Source organism: Streptococcus sp. SCPM-O-B-15277 (M60) (assembly GCF_058200335.1).
Map to the genome: position 1 here is coordinate 41,317 of NZ_JBYQGR010000005.1, position 22,503 is coordinate 63,819.

Sequence of the window (22,503 nt, forward strand, 5' to 3'; positions counted from 1 at the left end):
CTATGGAAGAAATTCTCTGTATTGGTTGTGGAGCAACCATTCAGACGGAAGATAAGACTGGTTTGGGTTTTACACCTCAGTCAGCACTCGAAAAAGGTTTGGAAACTGGTGAAGTTTATTGCCAACGTTGTTTCCGTCTTCGTCATTACAATGAAATCACAGATGTCCAGTTGACGGATGATGATTTCCTAAAACTCTTGCACGAGGTAGGAGACAGTGATGCCTTGGTGGTCAATGTGATTGATATCTTTGACTTTAATGGTTCTGTTATCCCAGGATTGCCTCGCTTTGTATCAGGCAACGATGTTCTCTTGGTTGGAAATAAAAAAGACATCCTTCCTAAGTCTGTTAAGCCTGGTAAGATTAGTCAATGGCTCATGGAACGTGCCCACGAAGAAGGTCTACGTCCTGTTGACGTCGTTCTGACTTCAGCCCAAAACAAACATGCTATCAAGGAAGTCATTGATAAAATTGAGCACTACCGTAAGGGTCGTGACGTCTATGTAGTTGGGGTTACCAACGTTGGGAAATCAACTCTTATCAATGCTATTATCCAAGAAATTACGGGTGACCAGAACGTCATCACAACCTCACGCTTCCCAGGGACAACCTTGGACAAGATTGAGATTCCACTTGATGATGGTTCTTATATCTATGATACACCGGGAATTATCCATCGTCATCAGATGGCCCACTACTTGACAGCTAAAAACCTCAAGTATGTCAGTCCTAAAAAGGAAATCAAACCTAAAACCTACCAGCTCAATCCTGAGCAAACCCTCTTTTTAGGAGGTTTGGGACGATTTGATTTCATTGCAGGAGAAAAGCAAGGTTTCACAGCTTTCTTTGATAATGAACTCAAACTTCATCGTACCAAGCTTGAAGGAGCTAGTGCTTTCTACGACAAGCACCTTGGAACCCTTCTTACACCACCAAATAGCAAGGAAAAAGAAGATTTTCCAAAACTGGTCCAACATGTCTTTACTATCAAGGATAAGACAGACCTCGTTATCTCAGGGCTAGGCTGGATTCGTGTAACAGGAATTGCCAAAGTAGCAGTCTGGGCACCAGAAGGCGTCGCCGTCGTCACACGAAAAGCCATTATTTAAGCATAGAAAGGAAAGGGTTATCTAAAGTTGGGCGAGCATGGCGAGCCCCATAAGGAATACTTTTCGCCGTGGTGTTAGTTGGCCCAAGTGATTGTACCAACTGCGGAAAATTTGAGACCTTAGGCTCAAATTTTAGTCATGAAAGTCCAAAGGACTTTGCTGACGTCCGTCATCACCTAAGAAAAGTATGAAAAGAAACTCTTTTATTTAAGATTATGTCATTAACATCAAAACAACGTGCCTTCCTCAACAGCCAGGCACACACCCTCAAACCTATCATCCAAATCGGGAAAAATGGACTCAACGATCAAATTAAAACTAGCGTTCGTCAGGCACTGGATGCCCGCGAGTTGATCAAGGTTACACTCTTGCAAAACACAGATGAAAATATCCACGAAGTAGCTGAAATCTTGGAAGAAGAAATCGGTGTGGATACAGTCCAAAAAATCGGCCGTATCTTGATTTTGTATAAACAATCAAGCAAGAAAGAAAATCGTAAGATTTCTAAAAAAGTCAAAGAAATCTAAAACTCTACTCCAAAACTGTTTTTACAGAAGACTAAAGGAGATCAACCTATGGCAATCGAATTATTAACTCCCTTTACAAAAGTGGAGTTAGAGCCAGAAATCAAGGATAAAAAACGCAAGCAAGTTGGAATCTTAGGGGGAAATTTTAACCCTGTTCACAATGCCCACCTGATCGTGGCAGACCAAGTGCGCCAGCAGTTGGGATTGGATCAAGTTTTGCTTATGCCTGAATACCAACCACCTCACGTAGACAAAAAGGAAACCATTTCTGAACACCACCGCCTCAAGATGCTTGAATTGGCAATTGACGGAATCGAAGGTTTAGCTATTGAGACCATCGAGCTGGAGCGTAAGGGTATTTCCTACACCTACGACACCATGAAGATTCTGACAGAGAAGAATCCAGATACAGATTATTACTTTATCATCGGTGCCGATATGGTAGACTATCTGCCTAAGTGGTACAGAATTGATGAATTGGTCGACCTCGTTCAGTTTGTAGGAGTTCAGCGACCACGCTACAAGGCAGGGACTTCTTATCCAGTCATCTGGGTGGATGTGCCCCTGATGGACATCTCATCTAGTATGGTGCGTGATTTTATTGCCCAAGGTCGCACACCTAACTTTCTCTTGCCAAAACCAGTGCTAGACTATATTGAGAAAGAAGGGCTTTACTGATGGCATACCAAGACTATATCAACTGTTCGCGTGAAGAATTGTTGGAAAAAATGGCAGAGCTCCTACCTGAAAAACGTTTAACCCATTGTTTGGGTGTAGAGCGCGCAGCCATTGAACTTGCAGAACGATTCGGAGTGGATGCCGAGAAAGCAGGTCTAGCAGGTCTCCTTCATGACTATGCTAAAAAGTTGTCAGACCAGGAATTTCTAGACTTGATTGACCGTTATCAGCTAGATCCTGACCTCAAAAACTGGGGCAATAATGTCTGGCATGGTATGGTCGGTATTTACAAAATTCAGGAAGATTTGAACTTGCAAGACTCTGAAATTCTGCGTGCAATAGAAATCCATACAGTTGGAGCGAGTCAGATGACGGATCTTGACAAGGTTATCTATGTGGCAGACTACATCGAGCACAATCGTGCCTTTCCAGGAGTAGATCAGGCGCGTGAAATTGCTGAACTATCGCTAAATAAGGCGGTGGCCTACGAGACAGCTCACACAGTGGAGCATTTGGCTCACCAGGGATTCCCCATCTATCCCCAAACCCTTGAAACCTATAACGCCTATGTGCACTATTTGAAAGAGGATTAAATGAACGAAAAAGAATTATTAGAACTAGTCGTGAAAGCGGCTGATGAGAAACGTGCGGAGGATATCCTCGCGCTTGACGTACAAGAATTGACCAGTGTGACAGACTATTTTGTTATCACTAGCTCTATGAACAGCCGTCAGTTGGATGCTATCGCTGACAATATTCGTGAAAAAGTAACGGAAGCAGGATTTAAAGGCAGCCATGTCGAAGGCGATGCAGCTGGAGGCTGGGTCTTGCTAGACCTTGGTGGCGTTGTTGTGCATATCTTTTCAGAAGAAATGCGTGCCCACTATAATCTAGAAAAACTCTGGCATGAGGCAGAGTCAGTAGACCTCTCAGAAACTTTATAGTCTTTTCCTTTATCTTTTATTACTGCGTTAACTCATTTTGCCTAACTCTAGTTATGCCTGCAATTCGTTGCCTAGTACTAAAAGCAAACGAAAAGACTATAGCGTTACAATTGAACTCAGTTGCAGTCAACTGGGTTTTATTTGCTTATTTTAGAAAAATTGATTGAAAGGTAAAGGGCGAGTGGTGTTTGCCATGGACGCTCTTGGTATCATGATGATGGCGACTTATGAAACGTTTGCAGCGGTCTATGATGCTGTGATGGATGATAGTTTATACGATAAGTGGACGGATTTTTCCCTCCGTCATTTGCCTAAGACTAAGGAGAGAAAGAAACTCTTGGAGCTTGCTTGTGGGACAGGCATCCAGTCTGTGCGCTTTTCTCAAGCAGGTTTTGATGTGACTGGGCTGGACTTGAGTGCGGACATGTTGAAGATTGCTGAGAAGAGAGCGACTTCAGCTAAGCAAAAGATTGATTTTATTGAAGGTAATATGCTGGATTTGTCCAAGGCAGGGAAATACGATTTTGTCACTTGTTATTCGGACTCTATCTGCTATATGCAGGATGAAGTAGAAGTAGGCGACGTTTTCAAAGAAGTCTATAATGCCCTCAATGAAGATGGTGTTTTTATCTTTGATGTGCATTCGACCTACCAGACAGATAAGGTTTTTCCAGGCTATTCTTATCATGAAAATGCAGAAGACTTTGCTATGCTTTGGGATACCTATGAGGACGAAGCACCTCACTCTATCGTGCATGAACTGACTTTCTTTATCAAGGAAGCAGACGGGTCCTTTAGCCGTCATGATGAAGTGCATGAAGAACGGACATACGAAGTCTTGACCTATGATATTTTGCTGGAACAGGCTGGTTTTAAATCCTTCAAACTTTATGCTGATTTTGAGGACAAGGAGCCTACAGAAACGAGCACCCGTTGGTTTTTTGTGGCACAGAAGTAGGAGGTTGATATGGTTCGATCAAAATATTCTTGGGAAGAAGTTTCAAAGTTTAATCGTATCCGTCAAAATGGAACGCTTTGGGAAAAAGATGGGCAATATTTTTATGTTCAGGAAGAAGGCACCGTATTTTCAGAGTTAGTTGTTTACGATATGTCTAAGAAACTTTTTGATATGTTAGTAAATGAAATAAAATCGGAGGATGATATCCGACATATGCTAATGTATGGAACATGGCCAATGACGGTTGCCGGATGCCATAGACCAACGATGTTGATAGCTTATCCTGAACTACAAAAGAATTATAGTAATGAACAACTAGCAGAAATCCTTCCAGTAGGAGAAAAACAATGGCTTAACTGGAGAGGGAGATTGCCTGAGTGGTATCGTAGATTTCGTCATTAGAAAGGGAGAACATCATGACCATTACAGGTATTATCGCGGAGTTCAATCCTTTTCATAATGGCCACAAATACCTGCTAGAACAGGCAGATGCGTTGAAAATTGTGGCCATGTCTGGGAACTTCGTGCAACGAGGCGAGCCTGCTATCGTGGACAAGTGGACACGGGCTCAAATGGCACTAGAGAATGGAGCGGACTTAGTTGTAGAATTGCCCTTTTTAGTCAGTGTTCAGGCAGCGGATTTCTTTGGACAAGGAGCAGTAGACATCTTGGCGCAGTTAGGAATTGACAGCCTAGTTTTTGGGACAGAGGAAGTTCTAGATTACCAGAAAATTGCTAACTTATACGCAGAGTGTGGTCAAGAGATGGAGAATTTTGTGGACAATCTACCTGATTCACTCTCCTACCCTCAGAAAACCCAAGCCATGTGGAAGGAATTTGCAGGTCTTGATTTTTCGGGTGATACGCCCAATCATGTCTTAGCTCTTGCCTATGCCAAGGCAGTCGCGAGACGAAACATCAAACTTCATCCAATTAAACGTCAAGGTGCAGGCTATCATTCTGTGGATAAGGATGTTGACTTTGCTTCGGCGACAGCTATTCGTCAGCATCAATCAGACCAAGATTTCTTAGAACGCTTTATGCCATCTGTTGCCCTCTTTGAGCAAGCTAGTAAGGTGAGTTGGGAAGATTATTTTCCACTTTTACGCTATCAAATCTTGTCAAATCCAGACCTAACTAGCATTTATCAGATTAATCAGGAAATGGCAGTGCGTATTAAGGATGCCATCAAGACAGCCCAATCTGTAGAGAAATTGGTTGAGTTAGTGGCTACCAAGCGGTACACCAAGGCGCGTGTCAGACGCCTCTTGACCTATATCTTGGTGCAGGCCAGAGAAAGTGACTTGCCAGAAGGTATTCACGTCCTTGGTTTTACCGAAAAAGGTAGACAACACCTTAAAGATTTGAAAGGACAAGTCCAGCTTGTTAGCCGAATCGGTAAAGAACCCTGGGATGCCATAACCCAAAAGGCAGACCGGATTTACCAACTAGGACACCCGAGTATCGCAGAGCAAAATTTTGGCCGAGTGCCGATCAGAATCGAATCGAACTAAGTCTACTGTGAGGTAGGCTTTTTTTAGTTTTTTGCAAAAATTTCTTTTAAAAAATAGTAAGGTTTAAGAAGCTTATTTTACTAAGGAAAATGAAGATATTGACTCAAAAAAAGACCAAAATATCTTCCATTTAAGGTTTGTTAAAAATAGTTTTTTGTGGTAAAATGTATAAGAATGCATGTCATTCGGATAAACAAATAAATTGAGGTAAAAACATGGAAATTATGGCGATTGTTATAGTTGTTTTTGCCGTCATCATTGGTTTAGTCATTGGATATGTCAGCATCTCAGTCAAGATGAAATCATCACAAGAGGCTGCAGAGTTGATGCTTTTAAATGCTGAACAAGAAGCAACTAATTTACGAGGACAAGCTGAGCGCGAAGCGGATTTATTACTCAATGAAGCTAAAAGCGAAAGCAAATCCCTTAAAAAAGAAGCACTATTGGAGGCTAAAGAGGAAGCCAGAAAATACCGCGAAGAAGTGGACGCCGAATTTAAGTCAGAGCGTCAAGAACTCAAGCAAATCGAAAGTCGTTTGACGGAGAGAGCTACGAGCCTTGACCGTAAAGACGATAATTTGACGAACAAAGAAAAAGCACTTGAACAAAAAGAACAAAGTATTTCTGATAGAGCAAAAAACCTTGATGCACGTGAAGAGCAACTAGAGGAAATTGAAAAACAAAAGCAAGCTGAACTTGAGCGTGTCGGAAGTCTGACCCAGTCAGAGGCAAAAGACATTATCTTAGCTCAAACAGAGGAAGACTTGAGCAAGGAAATTGCTAGTCGCATTCGTGAGGCGGAGCAAGAAGTCAAGGAACGTTCTGATAAGCTTGCTAAGGATATTTTGTCCCAAGCTATGCAGAGAATTGCAGGTGAGTATGTAGCTGAGTCTACCAACTCAACAGTGCATCTGCCTGATGATACCATGAAAGGTCGTATCATTGGTCGTGAAGGTCGTAATATTCGTACCTTTGAAAGTTTGACAGGGGTTGATGTCATCATTGATGATACGCCAGAAGTGGTAACCTTGTCAGGTTTTGATCCTATCCGCCGTGAGATTGCCCGTATGACGATGGAAACCTTGCTTAAAGATGGACGTATTCATCCAGCTCGTATCGAAGAGTTGGTTGAGAAAAACCGTCAAGAGATTGACAATAGAATTCGTGAATATGGTGAAGCCGCAGCCTATGAAATTGGTGCGCCTAACCTTCACCCTGACTTGATGAAGATTATGGGTCGCTTGCAGTTCCGTACTTCATATGGACAAAATGTCTTGCGTCACTCCATCGAAGTGGCTAAGTTGGCTGGTATCATGGCTAGCGAACTTGGTGAAAATGCAGCCCTTGCCCGTCGTGCAGGATTCCTTCATGATATCGGTAAAGCCATTGATCGAGAAGTAGAAGGTAGCCACGTTGAGATTGGTACAGAATTGGCTCGCAAGTATAAAGAACATCCAGTCGTGATTAACACAATTGCTAGTCACCACGGTGATGTAGAGCCTGAAAGTGTGATCGCAGTTCTCGTTGCTGCAGCGGATGCCTTAAGTGCAGCCCGTCCAGGAGCTCGTAGCGAATCGCTTGAAAGCTACATCAAACGTCTCCATGATTTAGAAGAAATCGCGAATAGCTTTGAAGGTGTTCAAAATAGCTTTGCCCTTCAGGCCGGTCGTGAAATCCGTATCATGGTGAACCCAGGTCAAATCAAGGACGACAAGGTCACAATCTTAGCTCACAAAGTTCGTGAGAAAATCGAAAGCAACCTCGATTACCCAGGAAATATCAAGGTAACCGTGATTCGTGAACTTCGTGCAGTTGATTATGCAAAATAAATAAGAAAGAGCAGTTGAAAAATTACTGCTTTTTTGTTACACTAGATAGAAAGATTGTAGTAAGCAGAAATGGCTTTACACTGTGAATTCTGATGAATTTTCGAGTCATTTCACAAACTATCCAAAGGAGACATCATGGCAGACCGTGGCTTACTAATCGTTTTTTCAGGTCCTTCTGGAGTTGGAAAAGGAACGGTTAGACGAGAAATTTTTGAGAGTTCTGAAAATCAATTCCAATATTCTGTATCGATGACAACACGGGCTCAACGTCCAGGTGAAGTAGACGGAGTTGACTATTTCTTCCGTACGCGTGAAGAATTTGAAGAATTGATCCGTCAAGGACAAATGTTAGAGTATGCAGAGTATGTAGGAAACTACTATGGAACTCCTCTGACTTATGTCAATGAAACGCTTGATAAAGGTATTGACGTCTTCCTTGAAATTGAAGTGCAAGGAGCTCTTCAGGTCAAGAAAAAAGTTCCAGATGCAGTCTTTATCTTTTTGACACCGCCAGATTTAGAAGAATTGCAAGACCGTCTCGTAGGCCGTGGTACGGATAGCGCAGAAGTGATTGCCCAACGTATCGAAAAAGCCAAAGAAGAAATTGCTCTGATGCGTGAGTACGACTACGCCATTGTCAATGATCATGTTCCTCTTGCTGCAGAACGTGTCAAACGTGTTATTGAAGCTGAACATTTCCGTGTCGATCGTGTCATCGGTCACTATCAGGATATGCTACCAAAGTCTCCGACTATTCGATAAACTATAGAAAACAGGTACAAACAAATGATGCTTAAACCCTCTATTGATACCTTGCTTGACAAGGTACCATCAAAATATTCACTCGTCATCTTGGAAGCAAAACGTGCTCACGAATTAGAAGCTGGAGCACCTCCAACTCAAGAATTCAAATCTGTAAAATCTACGCTTCGTGCCTTGGAAGAGATTGAATCTGGAAATGTAACTATCCACCCAGATCCAGAAGGGAAACGCGAAGCAGTTCGTCGTCGTATCGAAGAAGAAAGACGCTTGAGAGAAGAAGAAGAAAAGAAAATCAAAGAGCAAATCGCGAAAGAAAAAGAAGAAGGTGAAAAAATTTAAGGTTGGGGGGACTCAATCTTATTTTTTCTATTGCAAGAATACTCAATCAATTGAAACGATTTAAGAAGAGAAGGAGGTGAGGATATGGCTATTGCAAAAATTATTGTCGATGTTCCTTTGATGCAGACGGACCAACCCTATAGTTACAAGATTCCTGAAGAATTTAAAGATATGTTGGAAGTCGGCATGCGAGTCCACGTTCCATTTGGAAAGGCCAATCGCTTGATTCAAGGGATAGTACTTGGAATGGAACAAGAAAATGATACGGAAGTGGCAGACGATGACTTGAAAGAGATTGCCGAAGTGCTGGACTTTTCTCCTGTCTTAACGGAGGAACAGCTCTGGTTAGCTGAAGAACTACGTAAGTCAGTATTCTCTTATAAAATTTCCATTCTTAAAGCTATGCTTCCTGGGTTTTTGAACTCTAGCTATGATAAGATCCTCTATCCTCTGGAAGGCTTGAATCAAGAAGACAGACATCGTTTGTTTGGTTCGCAGGACTCCTTAGCATTTTCATCTCTCGACCTAGAAAAGCAAGCTGAGATGATGAGGTTGACTCGAAAAGGGCTCTTGAAACTAGAGTATCAGGCTGTAGACCAGAAGAAGGTTAAAACGCAGTCTTGGGTTGAAGTCAATCTTGACAAATTAGAAAAACTAGAAATCTCAAATCGTGCCAAGAAGAAATTGGAACTGCGAGAATATTTATTAGCACATCCTGAAACAGTTCCTTTGGCTGATTTGTTAGAACATTACTCACGCGAGCAAGTTAACTTCTTTGTGGAACATGGTGCTATCACCATCGTGCAAAAGGAAGTCCAACGTTCAGCTGCCTACTTTGAAGGAATTGAATCGAATCAAGCCCTAGAGTTAAATCCAGAACAAAAAGAAGCCTGTGAGGCGGTTGTTGGAGCAATTGGGAAAGAACATCCTCCATTTCTTCTACAAGGAATTACAGGAAGTGGGAAAACGGAGGTGTACTTGCAGATTATCCAAGGAACCTTGGATATGGGGAAAACAGCTATCGTTTTAGTCCCAGAAATCTCTTTGACACCTCAAATGACAGAGCGTTTCATTGCTCGTTTTGGTGATAAAGTAGCCATTCTCCATTCAGGTTTATCCAATGGTGAAAAGTACGACGAATGGCGCAAGGTGGAGCGAGGAGAAGCCCAGGTAGTTGTTGGTGCTAGGTCTGCCATTTTTGCACCTTTGAAAAATCTAGGGGTAATCATTATCGATGAGGAGCACGAGGCCACCTACAAGCAAGACAGCAATCCTCGTTATCATGCTAGAGATGTGGCCATTTTAAGAGCTCAGTACAATCAAGCTGCTCTAGTCCTTGGTTCTGCAACACCGAGTCTAGAAAGCCGTGCGCGTGCTAGCAAGGGTGTTTATCAACATCTCCGCCTGACGCAAAGGGCCAATCCTTTAGCCAGTATTCCTGAAGTTCAAGTGATTGACTTTCGGGACCATATCGGGCAAAATGAAACATCTAACTTTACACCACCACTGATTGAGGCCATTCAAGATCGACTGGATAAAAAAGAGCAGGTTGTTCTCATGCTCAATCGCCGTGGTTATTCAAGTTTTGTCATGTGTCGGGAATGTGGGACCGTGGATACCTGTCCGAACTGCGATATTTCTCTGACGCTGCACATGGATACCAAGACGATGAACTGTCATTATTGTGGTTTTTCTAAGGAAATCCCCCATGTTTGTCCAAACTGTCAGAGTCGCAGCATTCGTTATTACGGGACAGGAACTCAGAAGGCCTATGATGAGCTGGCTGAACTCTTTCCAGAGGCACGCATTCTACGCATGGATGTGGATACAACTCGTAAAAAGGGCAGTCACCAAGCTCTACTTGAACAATTTGGCAATGGTGAAGCGGACATATTGCTAGGGACCCAGATGATTGCCAAGGGATTGGATTTTCCAAATGTAACCCTTGTCGGAGTTCTTAATGCGGATACAGCCTTGAATCTGCCTGATTTCCGTTCTTCTGAGAGGACTTTCCAACTCTTGACCCAGGTAGCCGGTCGTGCCGGTCGTGCTGAAAAGGCAGGTCAGGTCTTGATTCAGTCCTATAATCCTAATCATTATGCCATTCGTTTTGCCAAGGAACAGGACTACGAAGGTTTTTATGCCTATGAAATGGGCATCAGACGTCAGTTGGGTTATCCACCTTATTATTTTACAATTGGAATTACCCTCTCTCACAAGAAGGAAGAAGAGGTCGTCAAACGTGCTTATGAAGTCATGGAGATTTTGAGGTCAGGTTTATCGGATGCTTGTATCATCCTTGGACCAACTCCTAAACCTATCGCACGCACCCATAACCTCTACCATTATCAGATTTTAATTAAATATCGGTTAGAAGATGAGTTAGCTTCAGCCCTGAATCAGGTCTTGGCTCTAACTCAAGAACGGGAAAATAGCGAGCTTCGTCTCAGTATTGACCACGAACCGCAGCAATTTTTATAAAAGGAGAAAAGATGACAAAACTAATCTTTATGGGAACTCCCGAGTTTTCAGCGACCGTTTTAAAGGGTCTTTTGACAGATGATCGCTATGAGATTATAGCGGTTGTAACTCAGCCAGACCGTGCCGTCGGCCGTAAAAAAGTTATCCAGGAAACCCCAGTTAAACAAGCTGCCAAAGAAGCAGGACTTCCTATCTACCAACCCGAAAAATTATCGGGTAGTCCAGAGATGGAAGCAATCATGAATTTGGGTGCTGATGGGATTGTGACTGCAGCTTTTGGACAATTTCTCCCAAGTAAACTCCTTGATAGCATGGATTTTGCAGTCAACGTTCATGCTTCCCTTCTTCCAAAGCACCGTGGTGGAGCTCCTATCCATTATGCCTTGATTCAAGGTGATAAGGAAGCAGGAGTGACCATTATGGAAATGGTCAAGGAAATGGATGCAGGAGATATGATTTCCCGTCGTAGCATTCCCATTACAGATGAGGATAATGTCGGAACCTTGTTTGAAAAATTGGCGATTGTTGGTCGTGATTTGCTTTTGGATACTCTTCCTGCTTATTTAGCTGGTGAAATTCAGCCAGAACCGCAAGATCCAAACCAGGTTACATTTTCTCCAAATATCAAACCTGAGGAAGAAAAGTTGGATTGGAACAAGACCAACCGTCAACTCTTTAACCAAATCCGTGGGATGAATCCATGGCCTGTTGCCCATACCTTCCTTAAAGGAGATCGATTTAAGATTTATGAAGCCCTGCCAGTAGAAGGTCAAGGAACTCCAGGTGAGATTCTCTCCATCGGTAAGAAAGAATTGATTGTCGCAACGGCTGAAGGATCCCTGTCTCTCAAACAAGTTCAACCAGCAGGGAAACCTAAGATGGACATTGCTTCCTTCCTCAACGGTGTGGGACGAACTTTGACAGTAGGAGAACGATTTGGTGATTAAAGTAGAAACGGCTAGAAGTTTAGCCTTGGAGGTGCTAGAGGACGTCCTTGTCAATCAAGCATACTCCAATATCGCCTTAAATAAACACCTCAAGGGAAGTCAACTGTTAGCAGCAGATAAGGGCTTGGTGACAGAGCTGGTCTATGGAACTGTAGCACGAAAACTTACACTAGAGTGGTACGTTTCTCACTTTATCGAGGATAGAGACAAGCTAGACAGCTGGCTCTATGTTTTGCTTCTCATGAGCGTTTATCAACTCCAATACCTGGATAAGTTGCCTGACCATGCAGTGGTTCATGAAGCGGTTGAAATTGCTAAAAGTCGCAAAAAAGGTAGTGAAAAATTAATCAATGCTGTTCTGCGCCGTATCTTGCGAGAAGGGTTGCCAGATATTGCTAGTATCAAACGTAAGAACAAGCGTGATTCTATCGCCTACTCTTTGCCAGTATGGTTAGTTTCTAAGCTCAAGGAAGAGTATGGAGAAGAGCGAGCGCAAGCGATTTTTGAGAGTCTTTTGCAACGCAATAAAGCCAGTATCCGGGTGATAGATTTGAGTCGAAAAGAGGAAATCAAAAAAATGCTTGGTGCAAGTGATTCCATTTTGTCGGCTGCAGGTTTGGTCAAAGAGCAGGGGCATTTTGCTGGTCATGACTTGTTTGTAGAAGGTGCTATTACTATTCAAGATGAGTCTAGTCAGTTGGTGGCTCCGACACTAGATTTGCAAGGAGACGAGCAGGTTTTGGATGCCTGTGCCGCTCCTGGTGGGAAAACAACCCATATGGCTTCTTTTCTGACGACAGGTCAAGTAACGGCTTTGGATCTCTACGACCATAAACTCACGTTGATTCAAGAGAATGCAGAGCGTTTAGGCCTAGCAGACCGTGTACAAACACAAAAACTGGATGCCAGAAAAGTGCATGAGTTTTTTGGCAAGGATCAATTTGATAAAATTCTAGTCGATGCCCCTTGCTCAGGGATTGGACTTTTGCGTCGGAAACCTGATATCAAATACAACAAAGACACTGCTGATTTCGCATCATTACAGGAAATTCAGCTGGAAATATTAGGTAGTGTTTGTCAAACGCTACGTAAAGGTGGTATAATAACTTATAGTACCTGCACTATTGTCTCTGAGGAGAACTTTCAAGTTGTTCAAGCATTTTTAGAAAGCCATCCCGAGTTCGAGCAGGTTAAACTAGAACACGAATGCAAGGATATTCTGAAAGATGGTTGTATCCTCATTACTCCTGAATTGTATGGAAGTGATGGATTCTTTATCAGCCAATTTCGCAAGATATCCAATTAGGAAGGAACTGACACAATGGAGATTTCATTATTAACAGATGTGGGTCAGAAACGTACAAATAATCAAGACTATGTCAATCTTTTTGTCAACCGTGCCGGTCGCACGATGATCATCTTGGCTGACGGGATGGGAGGACACCGAGCGGGTAATATTGCCAGTGAGATGGCGGTAACGGATTTAGGTGCTGCCTGGGTAGATACTCAGATTGACACTGTGAATGAAGTTCGAGAATGGTTTGCAGAACACCTAGAAATTGAAAATCAAAAGATTTATCAATTGGGGCGTGATGAAGCATATAAAGGAATGGGGACAACTCTAGAAGCCCTTGCAATCATTGATAATCAAGCTATCTATGCTCATATTGGTGATTCTCGTATTGGCTTGATTCGTGGGGAAGAGTACCACCAATTAACGAATGATCATTCATTAGTTAATGAGTTGCTCAAGGCAGGTCAATTAACACCTGAAGAAGCTGAAGCGCATCCACAAAAAAATATCATTACTCAGTCTATTGGACAAAAGGATGAGATTCAACCTGATTTAGGGATCATGAGCTTGGAACCGGGTGACTATATCGTTATAAATAGTGATGGTCTAACCAACATGATTTCAGGAAGTGAAATCTATGACATCGTGACAAGTGATATTTCACTTGAAGACAAGGCGGCAACCTTAGTACGTTTTGCAAACAATGCCGGAGGGCTTGACAACATCACGGTTGCCTTGATTGCGATTGAGGAGGAATCAAAATGATCCAGATCGGCAAGATATTTGCCGGACGATATCGGATTATCAAACAAATTGGCCGTGGAGGAATGGCAGATGTCTACCTGGCCAAAGATTTGATTCTTGATGGGGAAGAGGTTGCTGTGAAGGTCCTAAGGACCAACTATCAGACGGACCCTATCGCTGTTGCACGTTTTCAGCGTGAAGCGCGTGCGATGGCAGACCTAGATCATCCTCATATCGTTCGAATTACGGATATCGGTGAAGAAGACGGTCAACAGTACCTAGCTATGGAATATGTAGCTGGGCTTGACCTCAAACGCTATATCAAAGAACACTACCCTCTATCAAACGAGGAAGCTGTTCGTATCATGGGTCAAATTCTCTTGGCGATGCGTTTAGCGCATGCAAAGGGGATTATTCACCGAGATTTAAAACCTCAAAATATACTCTTGACTCCTGATGGAACTGCAAAAGTGACTGACTTTGGGATTGCAGTGGCCTTTGCAGAAACTAGTTTGACACAGACCAACTCCATGTTGGGTTCTGTTCATTATCTATCACCTGAGCAGGCGCGTGGTTCTAAAGCGACCATACAGAGTGATATTTATGCAATGGGAATTATCTTTTTCGAAATGTTGACAGGTCATATTCCTTATGATGGTGATAGTGCTGTGACCATTGCACTTCAACATTTCCAAAAACCACTTCCTTCTGTCATTGCTGAAAATCCATCAGTACCACAATCCTTGGAAAACGTAGTTATAAAAGCGACAGCTAAAAAGTTAACAGACCGTTATCAAACTGTCTCAGAGATGTATGTTGACTTATTGAGCAGCCTTTCTTATAACCGTCGAAATGAACCAAAGTTAGTATTTGAAGATACGAGTAAAGTTGATACAAAAACTTTACCGAAAATGTCACAGTCTACCTTAACAGCGATTCCTAAAGTGCAACCGAAGGAAGAAGCTCCACAGAGCCAAAATCCGGCTAAAAAGGCACCGGGTAAAGAAGCTGTTGCAAAACCAGTCAAGAAGCGTCGTTTTAAAGCGAGATATTTGGTGCTTTTAGCCAGCTTTATACTTGTTTTAGCTTCTCTCTTTTGGATTGTATCGAAAACACCAGCAACTGTTGAAATTCCAAATGTTGCAGGACAAACTGTAGCTGAAGCTAAGGAAAAACTTAAAAAAGCTAATTTTGAAATTGGTGAAGAGAAGTCTGAAGCTAGTGATACAGTAGAAGAAGGCCGAGTTATTCGAACAGATCCAAATGCTGGTTCAGCTCGCAAGGAAGGGACTAAAGTCAATCTTATTATTTCTTCAGGTCAGCAATCGTTTAAGATTGGAAACTATGTTGGACGCAAATCTACGGACGTCATAGCAGAACTGAAAGGGAAAAAAGTCCCTGAAAATCTCATTAAAGTTGTAGAAGAAGAATCAAGTGAAACAGAGGCAGGCCTTGTTATGAAACAGAGTTTGTCAGAAGGAACCACTTATGATCTCAGTAAGGCGACAGAGATTACTTTGACAGTAGCCAAGAAGGTAACAACTGTTCCTATGCCAAGTTATATTGGATCAAGCCTTGAATTTACCAAGAATAACTTGATTCAGATTGTAGGTGTAAAAGAGGCTAATATTGAAGTGGTAGAGGTCTCAACAGCTCCTGAAGGAACTGCTGAAGAGACTGTAGTTAGTCAAAGTCCAAAACCAGGTGAAGGTGTAGATTTGAATAAAACTCGGATTAAGATTTCTATCTATAAGCCGAAAACAACTACGACAACAACAAATCCTTTACAAGTAAATCCAAATCGTGGAGAGACTTCGCCACAGATTAGAGAACCTCAAACTACTACAGCTCCATCATCTAATGTTCCGTCTGAGAATCATAATGGTGATCACTAATCAATCTTTGTCACAGTTTTTGTGGCAAAGATTTTTTTTCCTTAAAATTTATGATAAAATAAAAGAAGTTTAAAAAGGAGGGGAACATGGACGAATCAAGAAAACTGAACGCAGTTATTGATCTCATTATGCTAGCAGGAACGATTCTGCTTCGCAATGGCTCTGAAATTTATCGTGTCGAAGATACTATGATTCGGATTGCGCATTCACAAGGCATTATGGATTGTAATGTTTTGGCCATGCCTGCAGCCATTTTTTTCTCCATTGAGAACACAAATATCTCTCGAATGAAACGAGTGACTTCCTCTTCCTATAATATCGAGAAGGTTTGCGATGTCAATCAGATTTCACGGCAGCTTGTATCAGGGCAGCTTGATTTGGAGACAGCCTTTATCCGACTCAAAGAATTGAATACCAAGCCCTCACCTTATACCAATGTTCAATTGACGGTTGCGGCGACCTTTAGTGCTCCTTTCTTTTCAATCATGTTCGGGGGGAATGTCTACGATGCCATTGGTGCAGGAGTGGCAACCATATTTGCTTTCACCTGTTCTCTTTACGTAGAAAAATTTATTCGTATTCCCTTTATGACAGCTTTTGCAGGTGCTCTTGTTTTTGGTTTGATTGCACAATTTTGGGCGCGCTATTCTGGCTTTCCTTCGACAGCTGATTTGGTCATTGCAGGTGCGGTCATGCCGTTTGTACCGGGAATTGCTCTGACCAATGCTGTTAGAGATATTATGACCAATCACATTAACTCTGGTATGAGCAAGATGTTTGAATCCTTGCTGGTTACCCTTGCCTTAGGGGCAGGCACCTCTGTCGCCCTCCTACTCATGAACTAATATGACTCTAACAACATTTTTATTGCAGGCTCTAGCTAGTCTGCTAGCTATTATCACTTTTTTAATCGTTTTAAACGTCCAACGTTCCATGCTCATTCCTGGCGGAGTTTTGGGAATGTCAATCTGGCTGCTCTATCTAATACTCAAGGAGCCAACTAATGTTATTTTGGCGACCTTTATTGCTGCGGTGATTGGTTCTTGTGTTAGCCAGATTATGAGTATTCTCTACAAAACTCCAGCAGTGGTTTTTGCCCTAGCTATTCTGGCACCACTAGTGCCAGGTTATCTGTCCTATCGAACCACTTCCTTCTTCGTTACAGGTGACTACGGCCATGCCATTTCTAGTGCCATGTTAGTCATGATGTTGGCTCTCGTTATCTCCATTGGAATGGCCAGTGGGACAGTTCTGTTGAAATTGTATCATTATCTCAAAAAGAATCGAGCTAGCTAAGACTCGATTTTTTCGTGGGTAGAGTGGCTGAAAGAATATGGATGCTCCGATGGAAATGAACTTGATTTGGGGAATCAAGTCTTTTTTCGCTCATTTGACTTCAATTGTGATAAAATAGAGGTGAACGAATTTTTACAATGAATGATAAAAATAGAGGTAAATATGACAATCGGTATTGATAAGATTGGTTTTGCGACCAGTCAATACGTTTTGAAATTACAAGATTTAGCAGAAACCCGAGGAATTGATCCTGAAAAATTGAGTAAAGGACTCCTTTTAAAAGAATTGAGTATCGCTCCTTTAACAGAGGATATTGTTACCTTGGCTGCTAGTGCAGGAAATTCTATCCTGACTGAAGAAGATAAGCAAGAGATTGATATGGTTATCGTAGCGACAGAATCTGGGATTGACCAGAGTAAAGCTGCAGCTGTCTTTGTACACGGTTTACTTGGAATTCAACCTTTTGCTCGTAGTTTTGAAATCAAAGAAGCTTGCTATGGTGCAACTGCGGCTCTTCACTATGCTAAGTTACACGTAGAAAATTCTCCTAAATCAAAAGTTCTGGTGCTGGCTAGTGATATTGCAAGATATGGTGTCGAAACTCCTGGAGAACCAACTCAAGGTGCAGGATGTGTTGCTATGTTGATTAGCCAAAATCCACGTGTGATGATTTTCAACAATGATAACGTTGCGCAGACTCGTGATATCATGGACTTTTGGCGTCCAAATTATTCAATGACACCATTTGTAAATGGAGTATATTCAACACAACAGTATTTGGATAGCTTAAAAACGACTTGGGAAGAGTACCAAAAGCGTTATGATTGCGACTTGAATGATTTTGAAGCTATTTGTTTCCATTTGCCATATCCAAAGCTAGCTCTCAAGGGATTGAAAAAAATTCTTGATAAATCCTTGTCTCAAGAGAAGAAGGACTTGCTTCAAAAGCACTTTGATGAATCTATTATTTATAGCCAAAAAGTTGGGAATATCTATACAGGTTCACTCTTTTTAGGCCTCTTGTCTCTTCTTGAAAATTCTGATAGTCTTAAAGCAGGGGACAAGCTAGCTCTCTATAGCTATGGTAGTGGTGCTGTATCTGAGTTCTTCAGTGTGGAATTGGTTGAAGGGTATGAACAGCAATTGCAGAAAAATCGCTTAGAATTGCTAGACCAGCGTCAAGCATTGAGCGTAGCTGATTATGAACGAATCTTCTTTGAGGAAGCAAACTTGGATGAGTCAGGTTCTGCAACCATGTCAGGCTATGAAGGACAGGACTATGCTCTGGTTGAGATTGTAGACCACCAACGTCGCTACAGCAAGGTTGAAAAATAATGAAAAAAAATTGGAATGGATTTGCTAAAAAATCAATTCAAGAGCGCCTAGAGCTTGTTAAGTCTCAGGCGCTTACTTCTATGGAAGCCCAAGAAAGTCTCGAGCAAAATGAAAATCTTAGTATAGCAGTTGCGGACCAACTGAGTGAAAATGTAGTGGGGACCTTCTCACTTCCATACTCAGTGGTGCCAGAAGTACTGGTAAACGGTCAAGAATACACCGTTCCTTATGTGACCGAAGAGCCATCTGTTGTTGCTGCAGCTAGTTTTGCTAGTAAGATTATCAAACGTGCGGGTGGCTTTACTGCTCAGGTTCATCAACGTCAAATGATTGGTCAGGTAGCTCTTTATCAGGTTTCAGATAGGGATAAAGCTTGTCAGGCTATTTTGAGTCAGAAAGCAGAGCTACTCGAACAAGCAAACCAAGCCTATCCATCTATTGTCAAACGTGGTGGTGGAGCGAGAGAGCTAAAAGTTGAGAAAATTTCTGGTGAGGCTAACTTTTTAGTGGTTTATCTCCATGTGGATACTCAGGAAGCCATGGGAGCCAATATGCTCAATACCATGCTTGAGGCTTTAAAACCTAGCTTAGAGGCTCTAAGTCAAGGGCAAAGTTTAATGGGCATTCTATCCAACTACGCGACAGACTCTCTAGTAACTGCAACTTGTCGGATTGCTTTTCGTTATTTGAGTCGCCAGAAGGATGAAGCGCGTGAACTAGCTGAAAAAATGGTTTTAGCCAGCCAGTTTGCTCAAGCAGATCCTTATCGAGCAGCCACCCATAACAAAGGAATCTTCAACGGGATTGATGCTCTCTTGATTGCGACAGGAAATGATTGGCGTGCCATCGAAGCAGGAGCGCATGCCTATGCGAGTCATGATGGTGCTTATCGAGGTCTCAGTCGTTGGACTATGGATTTGGAAACAGAAGAGCTAATCGGAGAGATGACTATGCCGATGCCGGTTGCTACCAAGGGTGGATCAATTGGTCTTAATCCTCGAGTAGTTCTCAGTTATGAGTTGCTAGGTCATCCATCAGCTAAGGAATTGGCCCAAATTATCGTATCAATTGGTCTTGCACAAAACTTTGCAGCTCTTAAAGCTCTTGTCAGCACAGGGATTCAGCATGGACATATGAAACTACAAGCAAAATCCTTGGCTCTTCTAGCAGGAGCCACAGAGACTGAAGTACCTAAGTTGGTAGAAAGCTTGATTGCTGAAAAAACTTTTAATTTAGAAAAAGCCCAAACTCTTTTGAAAAACTTAAGATCATAAGAAAAAACTCAGACGAAACTAGTCTGAGTTTTTTGTTTAAATACTTTTACCTGGTAAGAGACTAACTGGTAAGAAATAACCAGTCGTAGCAACTTCTTTCCCCTCGATTTTTTGAAGTAGTAAATCAACTGTCAGGCGAGCAATTTCCTCCAAAGGTTGTTTAATGGTAGTGAGGTGAGGATAGAAATTCTCGATAAAATAAGTTCCGTCATAGCCAATCACCTTAAGCTGTTCAGGAACAGAGATACCAAGCTCCTGGGCGATTTTGATAATGAGGATAGCTGTCAAATCATCCGATGCAAAGATGGCGTCGGGTTTTTGTTTGGTTAGGATATTTTTGATTTCCATTTCCTTACGAAGAGGAGAAAAATCACTGGAAACATTGATAATAGGAGCCTTTGGTAAGATCGAAGCGAAACCTGCATGACGAAGACCAGTTGGAGAGTTGGAATTGTCATTACCTGTAATCATGATGATCGATTTGGCTCCGGTTTTAGCCAAGGTCTGAGCGGCTAGGACTCCGCCAGCATAGTTATCAGAAGAAACAACAGGAATGTCTGGAGATAGGTTACGGTCGAATGAAATGATTGGAGCCGTCACGCGATTGTAGTCCTCAATCCCAAGGTTGTGACTTCCCGAAATGATACCGTCCACCTGGTTAGCTTCTAACATTTCGATGTATTCGCGTTCTTTTTCCGAATCGTGTTCACTATTACAGATGATGGTCTTGTAACCTTTTTTGAAGAGTTCGTGTTCCAATTTATCAATCAATTCAGCATAGAAAATATGGCTGATTTTAGGGAAAATCAAACCGATTAACTTGGCTGATTTACCTTGAAGACTGCGAGCTAGGTTGTTGGGTTTATAGCCCAGCTCACGCATAGCATCATTGACTTTTTGAATGGTTTTTTCTGACAGATAACCCTTTTTGTTGATGACACGTGAAACAGTAGTAGGGCTGACGCCAGCTAATTTTGCGACATCAGTTAGTTTTGCGACCATATTCTAATTCGTAGTATGTTCCAGTTGGGTTTCCAGATTTAATCACGATTCCATTTTGGTTCTCATGTGGGAAGACACGACCAGAAAATACTTTTTCTCCTTTATTAATGAAAATTTCAAAGACTGAATTATCGATGAAGATATTTACAGTAGCGGCTTGGTTATCAATTGGACATGAGCGAGTAGTTCCAAATTCTTGAGCATATTGCTCACCTGCTTGACTGCGGTCAACGGTTACTTGGCCATTGACAAGATCGAAATTGATAGAGAGCCCCTTGCCGTCTTTATCAGCAAGAAGGATGATTTCACTTTGGCTATTAGCCTCTAAGTTTAGTTCAAGTTCGTAGGTGTTCTTAGTTTCAAATCGATTTGAAAATTCCTCTTTTGAAGCACGGAGGTCCTTGATGGCTGCTACAGGATACTGATAGAGTTTTCCATCTTTAATAGTTAATTCTTTGACCAATGAGAAAGTTCCTTGGTGATCAAAGCGATCAGATGGATAAGACACATCTGGTAAACCAAGCCAACTAACAGCAAGGGCACGTCCATCAGGGGCATTGAAGGCTTGAGTGGCATAGGCTTCAAATCCATAATCAAGATTGTGAAGTTCAGACACATCTACCATACGAGCATTTTCTGGGTCAAAGGAAGCACCGATTTTATACATATTTGGATAGATATTGTCATAGTCAAGAACCTTTTTATCCAAACCTTGTGGGCAGTAAAGAAGGACAGGTTGTTCTCCGACAAAGACAAGATTTGGGCACTCCATCATATAAGCAGTGCGGTCATTGTTGAAGTCAAGGTCACCAACTTCTTGCCAGTTTGTATAATCATTATCGATAGCCTTATAGAGACGAACAAAACCTTTTTTCTCCAAGTCCTGACCACCGACGATAGCGTAGTATTGGCCTTTAAAGTTAAAAATCTGTGGATCTCGGAAGTGGTCAGTAGCATCAGTAGGTTGGTCAATCAAGATTTTATCAATTTTTTTAATCTTGCCATCCTTGTCCACTAAGGCACCAATCTGATAAGGGTGACGGATCCAGTTTTCATCACGGACATTTCCTGTATAAAATAGGAACAATTGATCGCCAAACTGCATAGCAGAACCAGAGTAGGCACCGTGGCTATCTAGTGGAGTATCAGGTAGAACTTTAACTCCAGTTTCTGAAAAATGAACTAAATCATCACTTTCAAGTTGCACCCAAGATTTTAAACCATGAGCGGCTCCGAAGGGGAAGTTTTGGTAAAAGACAACCCACTTGCCATCGAAATAAGAAAAACCATTTGGATCGTTTAAAAGACCTTGCTTTGGTTCGATGTGATAGCTTGTATGCCATGGAGACTGAGCCATATTTTCTTGAATTTGTTTGATTTCTTCTTGAGTCCAATCTTCATAGCGTCTGTAGCGACGTTCCGTTGTCCATTCCATTTATATTCCCTCCATAAATTCTACTATCTTTATAGTAAACGTTTCCTTTTAAAAAAGCAAGTCTTTTATATCGGATTTAAGAAAAAAATGTCAAACGATTGACAGAAAATAAAGGCGATGTTTTATGAAAATGAATGAAA

Annotated in this window: 22 protein-coding genes; 20 read left to right on the plus strand and 2 right to left on the minus strand. The window is 42.0% G+C overall.

Features of this window, described 5'->3' with window-relative positions; genetic code table 11:
- The first annotated feature begins 2 nt into the window (after positions 1–2).
- The 20 genes from yqeH to AC3E9F_RS07360 all read left to right on the plus strand — a co-directional run bounded on the left by yqeH (position 3) and on the right by AC3E9F_RS07360 (position 19,926).
- Positions 3–1,109 carry a ribosome biogenesis GTPase YqeH gene (yqeH, locus tag AC3E9F_RS07265; RefSeq protein WP_263394464.1) on the plus strand — a complete coding sequence of 369 codons (1,107 nt, stop codon included), beginning with the start codon at positions 3–5 and terminating at the stop codon, positions 1,107–1,109.
- A 215-nt stretch (positions 1,110–1,324) separates the two neighbouring features.
- A complete protein-coding gene (gene yhbY, locus AC3E9F_RS07270) occupies positions 1,325–1,636 on the plus strand; it encodes a ribosome assembly RNA-binding protein YhbY (protein ID WP_000060171.1) in 312 nt (103 codons plus the stop codon).
- A gap of 48 nt (positions 1,637–1,684) precedes the next feature.
- The gene (locus tag AC3E9F_RS07275) at positions 1,685–2,314 is read left to right on the plus strand and encodes a nicotinate-nucleotide adenylyltransferase (RefSeq protein ID WP_004251404.1); all 630 of its coding nucleotides are present in this window, start codon (positions 1,685–1,687) and stop codon (positions 2,312–2,314) included.
- Positions 2,314–2,907, plus strand: coding sequence for a bis(5'-nucleosyl)-tetraphosphatase (symmetrical) YqeK (yqeK, locus tag AC3E9F_RS07280; protein WP_263394465.1), 594 nt, complete (start codon positions 2,314–2,316; stop codon positions 2,905–2,907). Before AC3E9F_RS07275 ends, yqeK begins: the two co-directional genes overlap by 1 nt.
- On the plus strand, positions 2,908–3,258 hold the full coding sequence (gene rsfS, locus AC3E9F_RS07285) for a ribosome silencing factor (protein WP_263394466.1): 351 nt from the start codon (positions 2,908–2,910) through the stop codon (positions 3,256–3,258).
- 217 nt (positions 3,259–3,475) lie between these two features.
- Positions 3,476–4,216, plus strand: a complete 741-nt coding sequence (locus AC3E9F_RS07290) for a class I SAM-dependent DNA methyltransferase (RefSeq protein ID WP_263394555.1) — start codon at positions 3,476–3,478, stop codon at positions 4,214–4,216.
- A gap of 9 nt (positions 4,217–4,225) precedes the next feature.
- Positions 4,226–4,618 (plus strand): hypothetical protein, encoded by a 393-nt coding sequence (locus AC3E9F_RS07295; protein WP_263394467.1) that lies wholly within the window; start codon positions 4,226–4,228, stop codon positions 4,616–4,618.
- Positions 4,619–4,632: 14 nt separating this feature from the next.
- Positions 4,633–5,730: a nucleotidyltransferase gene (locus tag AC3E9F_RS07300; RefSeq protein WP_263394468.1), complete on the plus strand. Its 1,098-nt coding sequence runs from the start codon at positions 4,633–4,635 to the stop codon at positions 5,728–5,730.
- Positions 5,731–5,945: 215 nt separating this feature from the next.
- Positions 5,946–7,559: a ribonuclease Y gene (locus tag AC3E9F_RS07305; RefSeq protein WP_263394469.1), complete on the plus strand. Its 1,614-nt coding sequence runs from the start codon at positions 5,946–5,948 to the stop codon at positions 7,557–7,559.
- Positions 7,560–7,694: 135 nt separating this feature from the next.
- Positions 7,695–8,321, plus strand: coding sequence for a guanylate kinase (gene gmk / locus AC3E9F_RS07310; RefSeq protein ID WP_000775049.1), 627 nt, complete (start codon positions 7,695–7,697; stop codon positions 8,319–8,321).
- Positions 8,322–8,345: 24 nt separating this feature from the next.
- Entirely contained in the window at positions 8,346–8,660 is a 315-nt protein-coding gene (gene rpoZ / locus AC3E9F_RS07315) for a DNA-directed RNA polymerase subunit omega (RefSeq protein WP_485716510.1), read from the plus strand.
- An 84-nt stretch (positions 8,661–8,744) separates the two neighbouring features.
- Positions 8,745–11,141 (plus strand): primosomal protein N', encoded by a 2,397-nt coding sequence (locus tag AC3E9F_RS07320; protein ID WP_263394471.1) that lies wholly within the window; start codon positions 8,745–8,747, stop codon positions 11,139–11,141.
- A gap of 11 nt (positions 11,142–11,152) precedes the next feature.
- Positions 11,153–12,088 carry a methionyl-tRNA formyltransferase gene (gene fmt / locus AC3E9F_RS07325; protein WP_263394472.1) on the plus strand — a complete coding sequence of 312 codons (936 nt, stop codon included), beginning with the start codon at positions 11,153–11,155 and terminating at the stop codon, positions 12,086–12,088.
- Positions 12,081–13,394 carry a 16S rRNA (cytosine(967)-C(5))-methyltransferase RsmB gene (gene rsmB / locus AC3E9F_RS07330; protein WP_263394473.1) on the plus strand — a complete coding sequence of 438 codons (1,314 nt, stop codon included), beginning with the start codon at positions 12,081–12,083 and terminating at the stop codon, positions 13,392–13,394. The genes fmt and rsmB overlap by 8 nt, the downstream gene beginning before the upstream one ends.
- A 15-nt stretch (positions 13,395–13,409) precedes the next feature.
- Positions 13,410–14,147: a Stp1/IreP family PP2C-type Ser/Thr phosphatase gene (locus AC3E9F_RS07335; RefSeq protein WP_263394474.1), complete on the plus strand. Its 738-nt coding sequence runs from the start codon at positions 13,410–13,412 to the stop codon at positions 14,145–14,147.
- Positions 14,144–16,021, plus strand: coding sequence for a Stk1 family PASTA domain-containing Ser/Thr kinase (pknB, locus tag AC3E9F_RS07340; RefSeq protein WP_263394475.1), 1,878 nt, complete (start codon positions 14,144–14,146; stop codon positions 16,019–16,021). The genes AC3E9F_RS07335 and pknB overlap by 4 nt, the downstream gene beginning before the upstream one ends.
- An 86-nt stretch (positions 16,022–16,107) precedes the next feature.
- Complete coding sequence (locus AC3E9F_RS07345; protein WP_263394476.1) at positions 16,108–16,866, plus strand: threonine/serine exporter family protein; 759 nt, start codon at positions 16,108–16,110, stop codon at positions 16,864–16,866.
- Between the two features lies 1 nt (position 16,867).
- Entirely contained in the window at positions 16,868–17,317 is a 450-nt protein-coding gene (locus AC3E9F_RS07350; protein ID WP_049503410.1) for a threonine/serine exporter family protein, read from the plus strand.
- A gap of 162 nt (positions 17,318–17,479) precedes the next feature.
- Positions 17,480–18,652 carry a hydroxymethylglutaryl-CoA synthase gene (locus AC3E9F_RS07355; protein ID WP_490672964.1) on the plus strand — a complete coding sequence of 391 codons (1,173 nt, stop codon included), beginning with the start codon at positions 17,480–17,482 and terminating at the stop codon, positions 18,650–18,652.
- On the plus strand, positions 18,652–19,926 hold the full coding sequence (locus AC3E9F_RS07360; RefSeq protein WP_490672965.1) for a hydroxymethylglutaryl-CoA reductase, degradative: 1,275 nt from the start codon (positions 18,652–18,654) through the stop codon (positions 19,924–19,926). The genes AC3E9F_RS07355 and AC3E9F_RS07360 overlap by 1 nt, the downstream gene beginning before the upstream one ends.
- A 36-nt stretch (positions 19,927–19,962) precedes the next feature.
- Here the strand turns inward: AC3E9F_RS07360 and AC3E9F_RS07365 are convergent, their stop codons facing one another.
- Together AC3E9F_RS07365 and AC3E9F_RS07370 are read right to left on the minus strand one after the other, a co-directional pair.
- Positions 19,963–20,928, minus strand: coding sequence for a LacI family DNA-binding transcriptional regulator (locus AC3E9F_RS07365; RefSeq protein WP_490672966.1), 966 nt, complete (start codon positions 20,926–20,928; stop codon positions 19,963–19,965).
- Positions 20,909–22,363, minus strand: coding sequence for a sucrose-6-phosphate hydrolase (locus tag AC3E9F_RS07370; protein ID WP_263394480.1), 1,455 nt, complete (start codon positions 22,361–22,363; stop codon positions 20,909–20,911). Before AC3E9F_RS07370 ends, AC3E9F_RS07365 begins: the two co-directional genes overlap by 20 nt.
- Positions 22,364–22,503 lie beyond the last annotated feature (140 nt).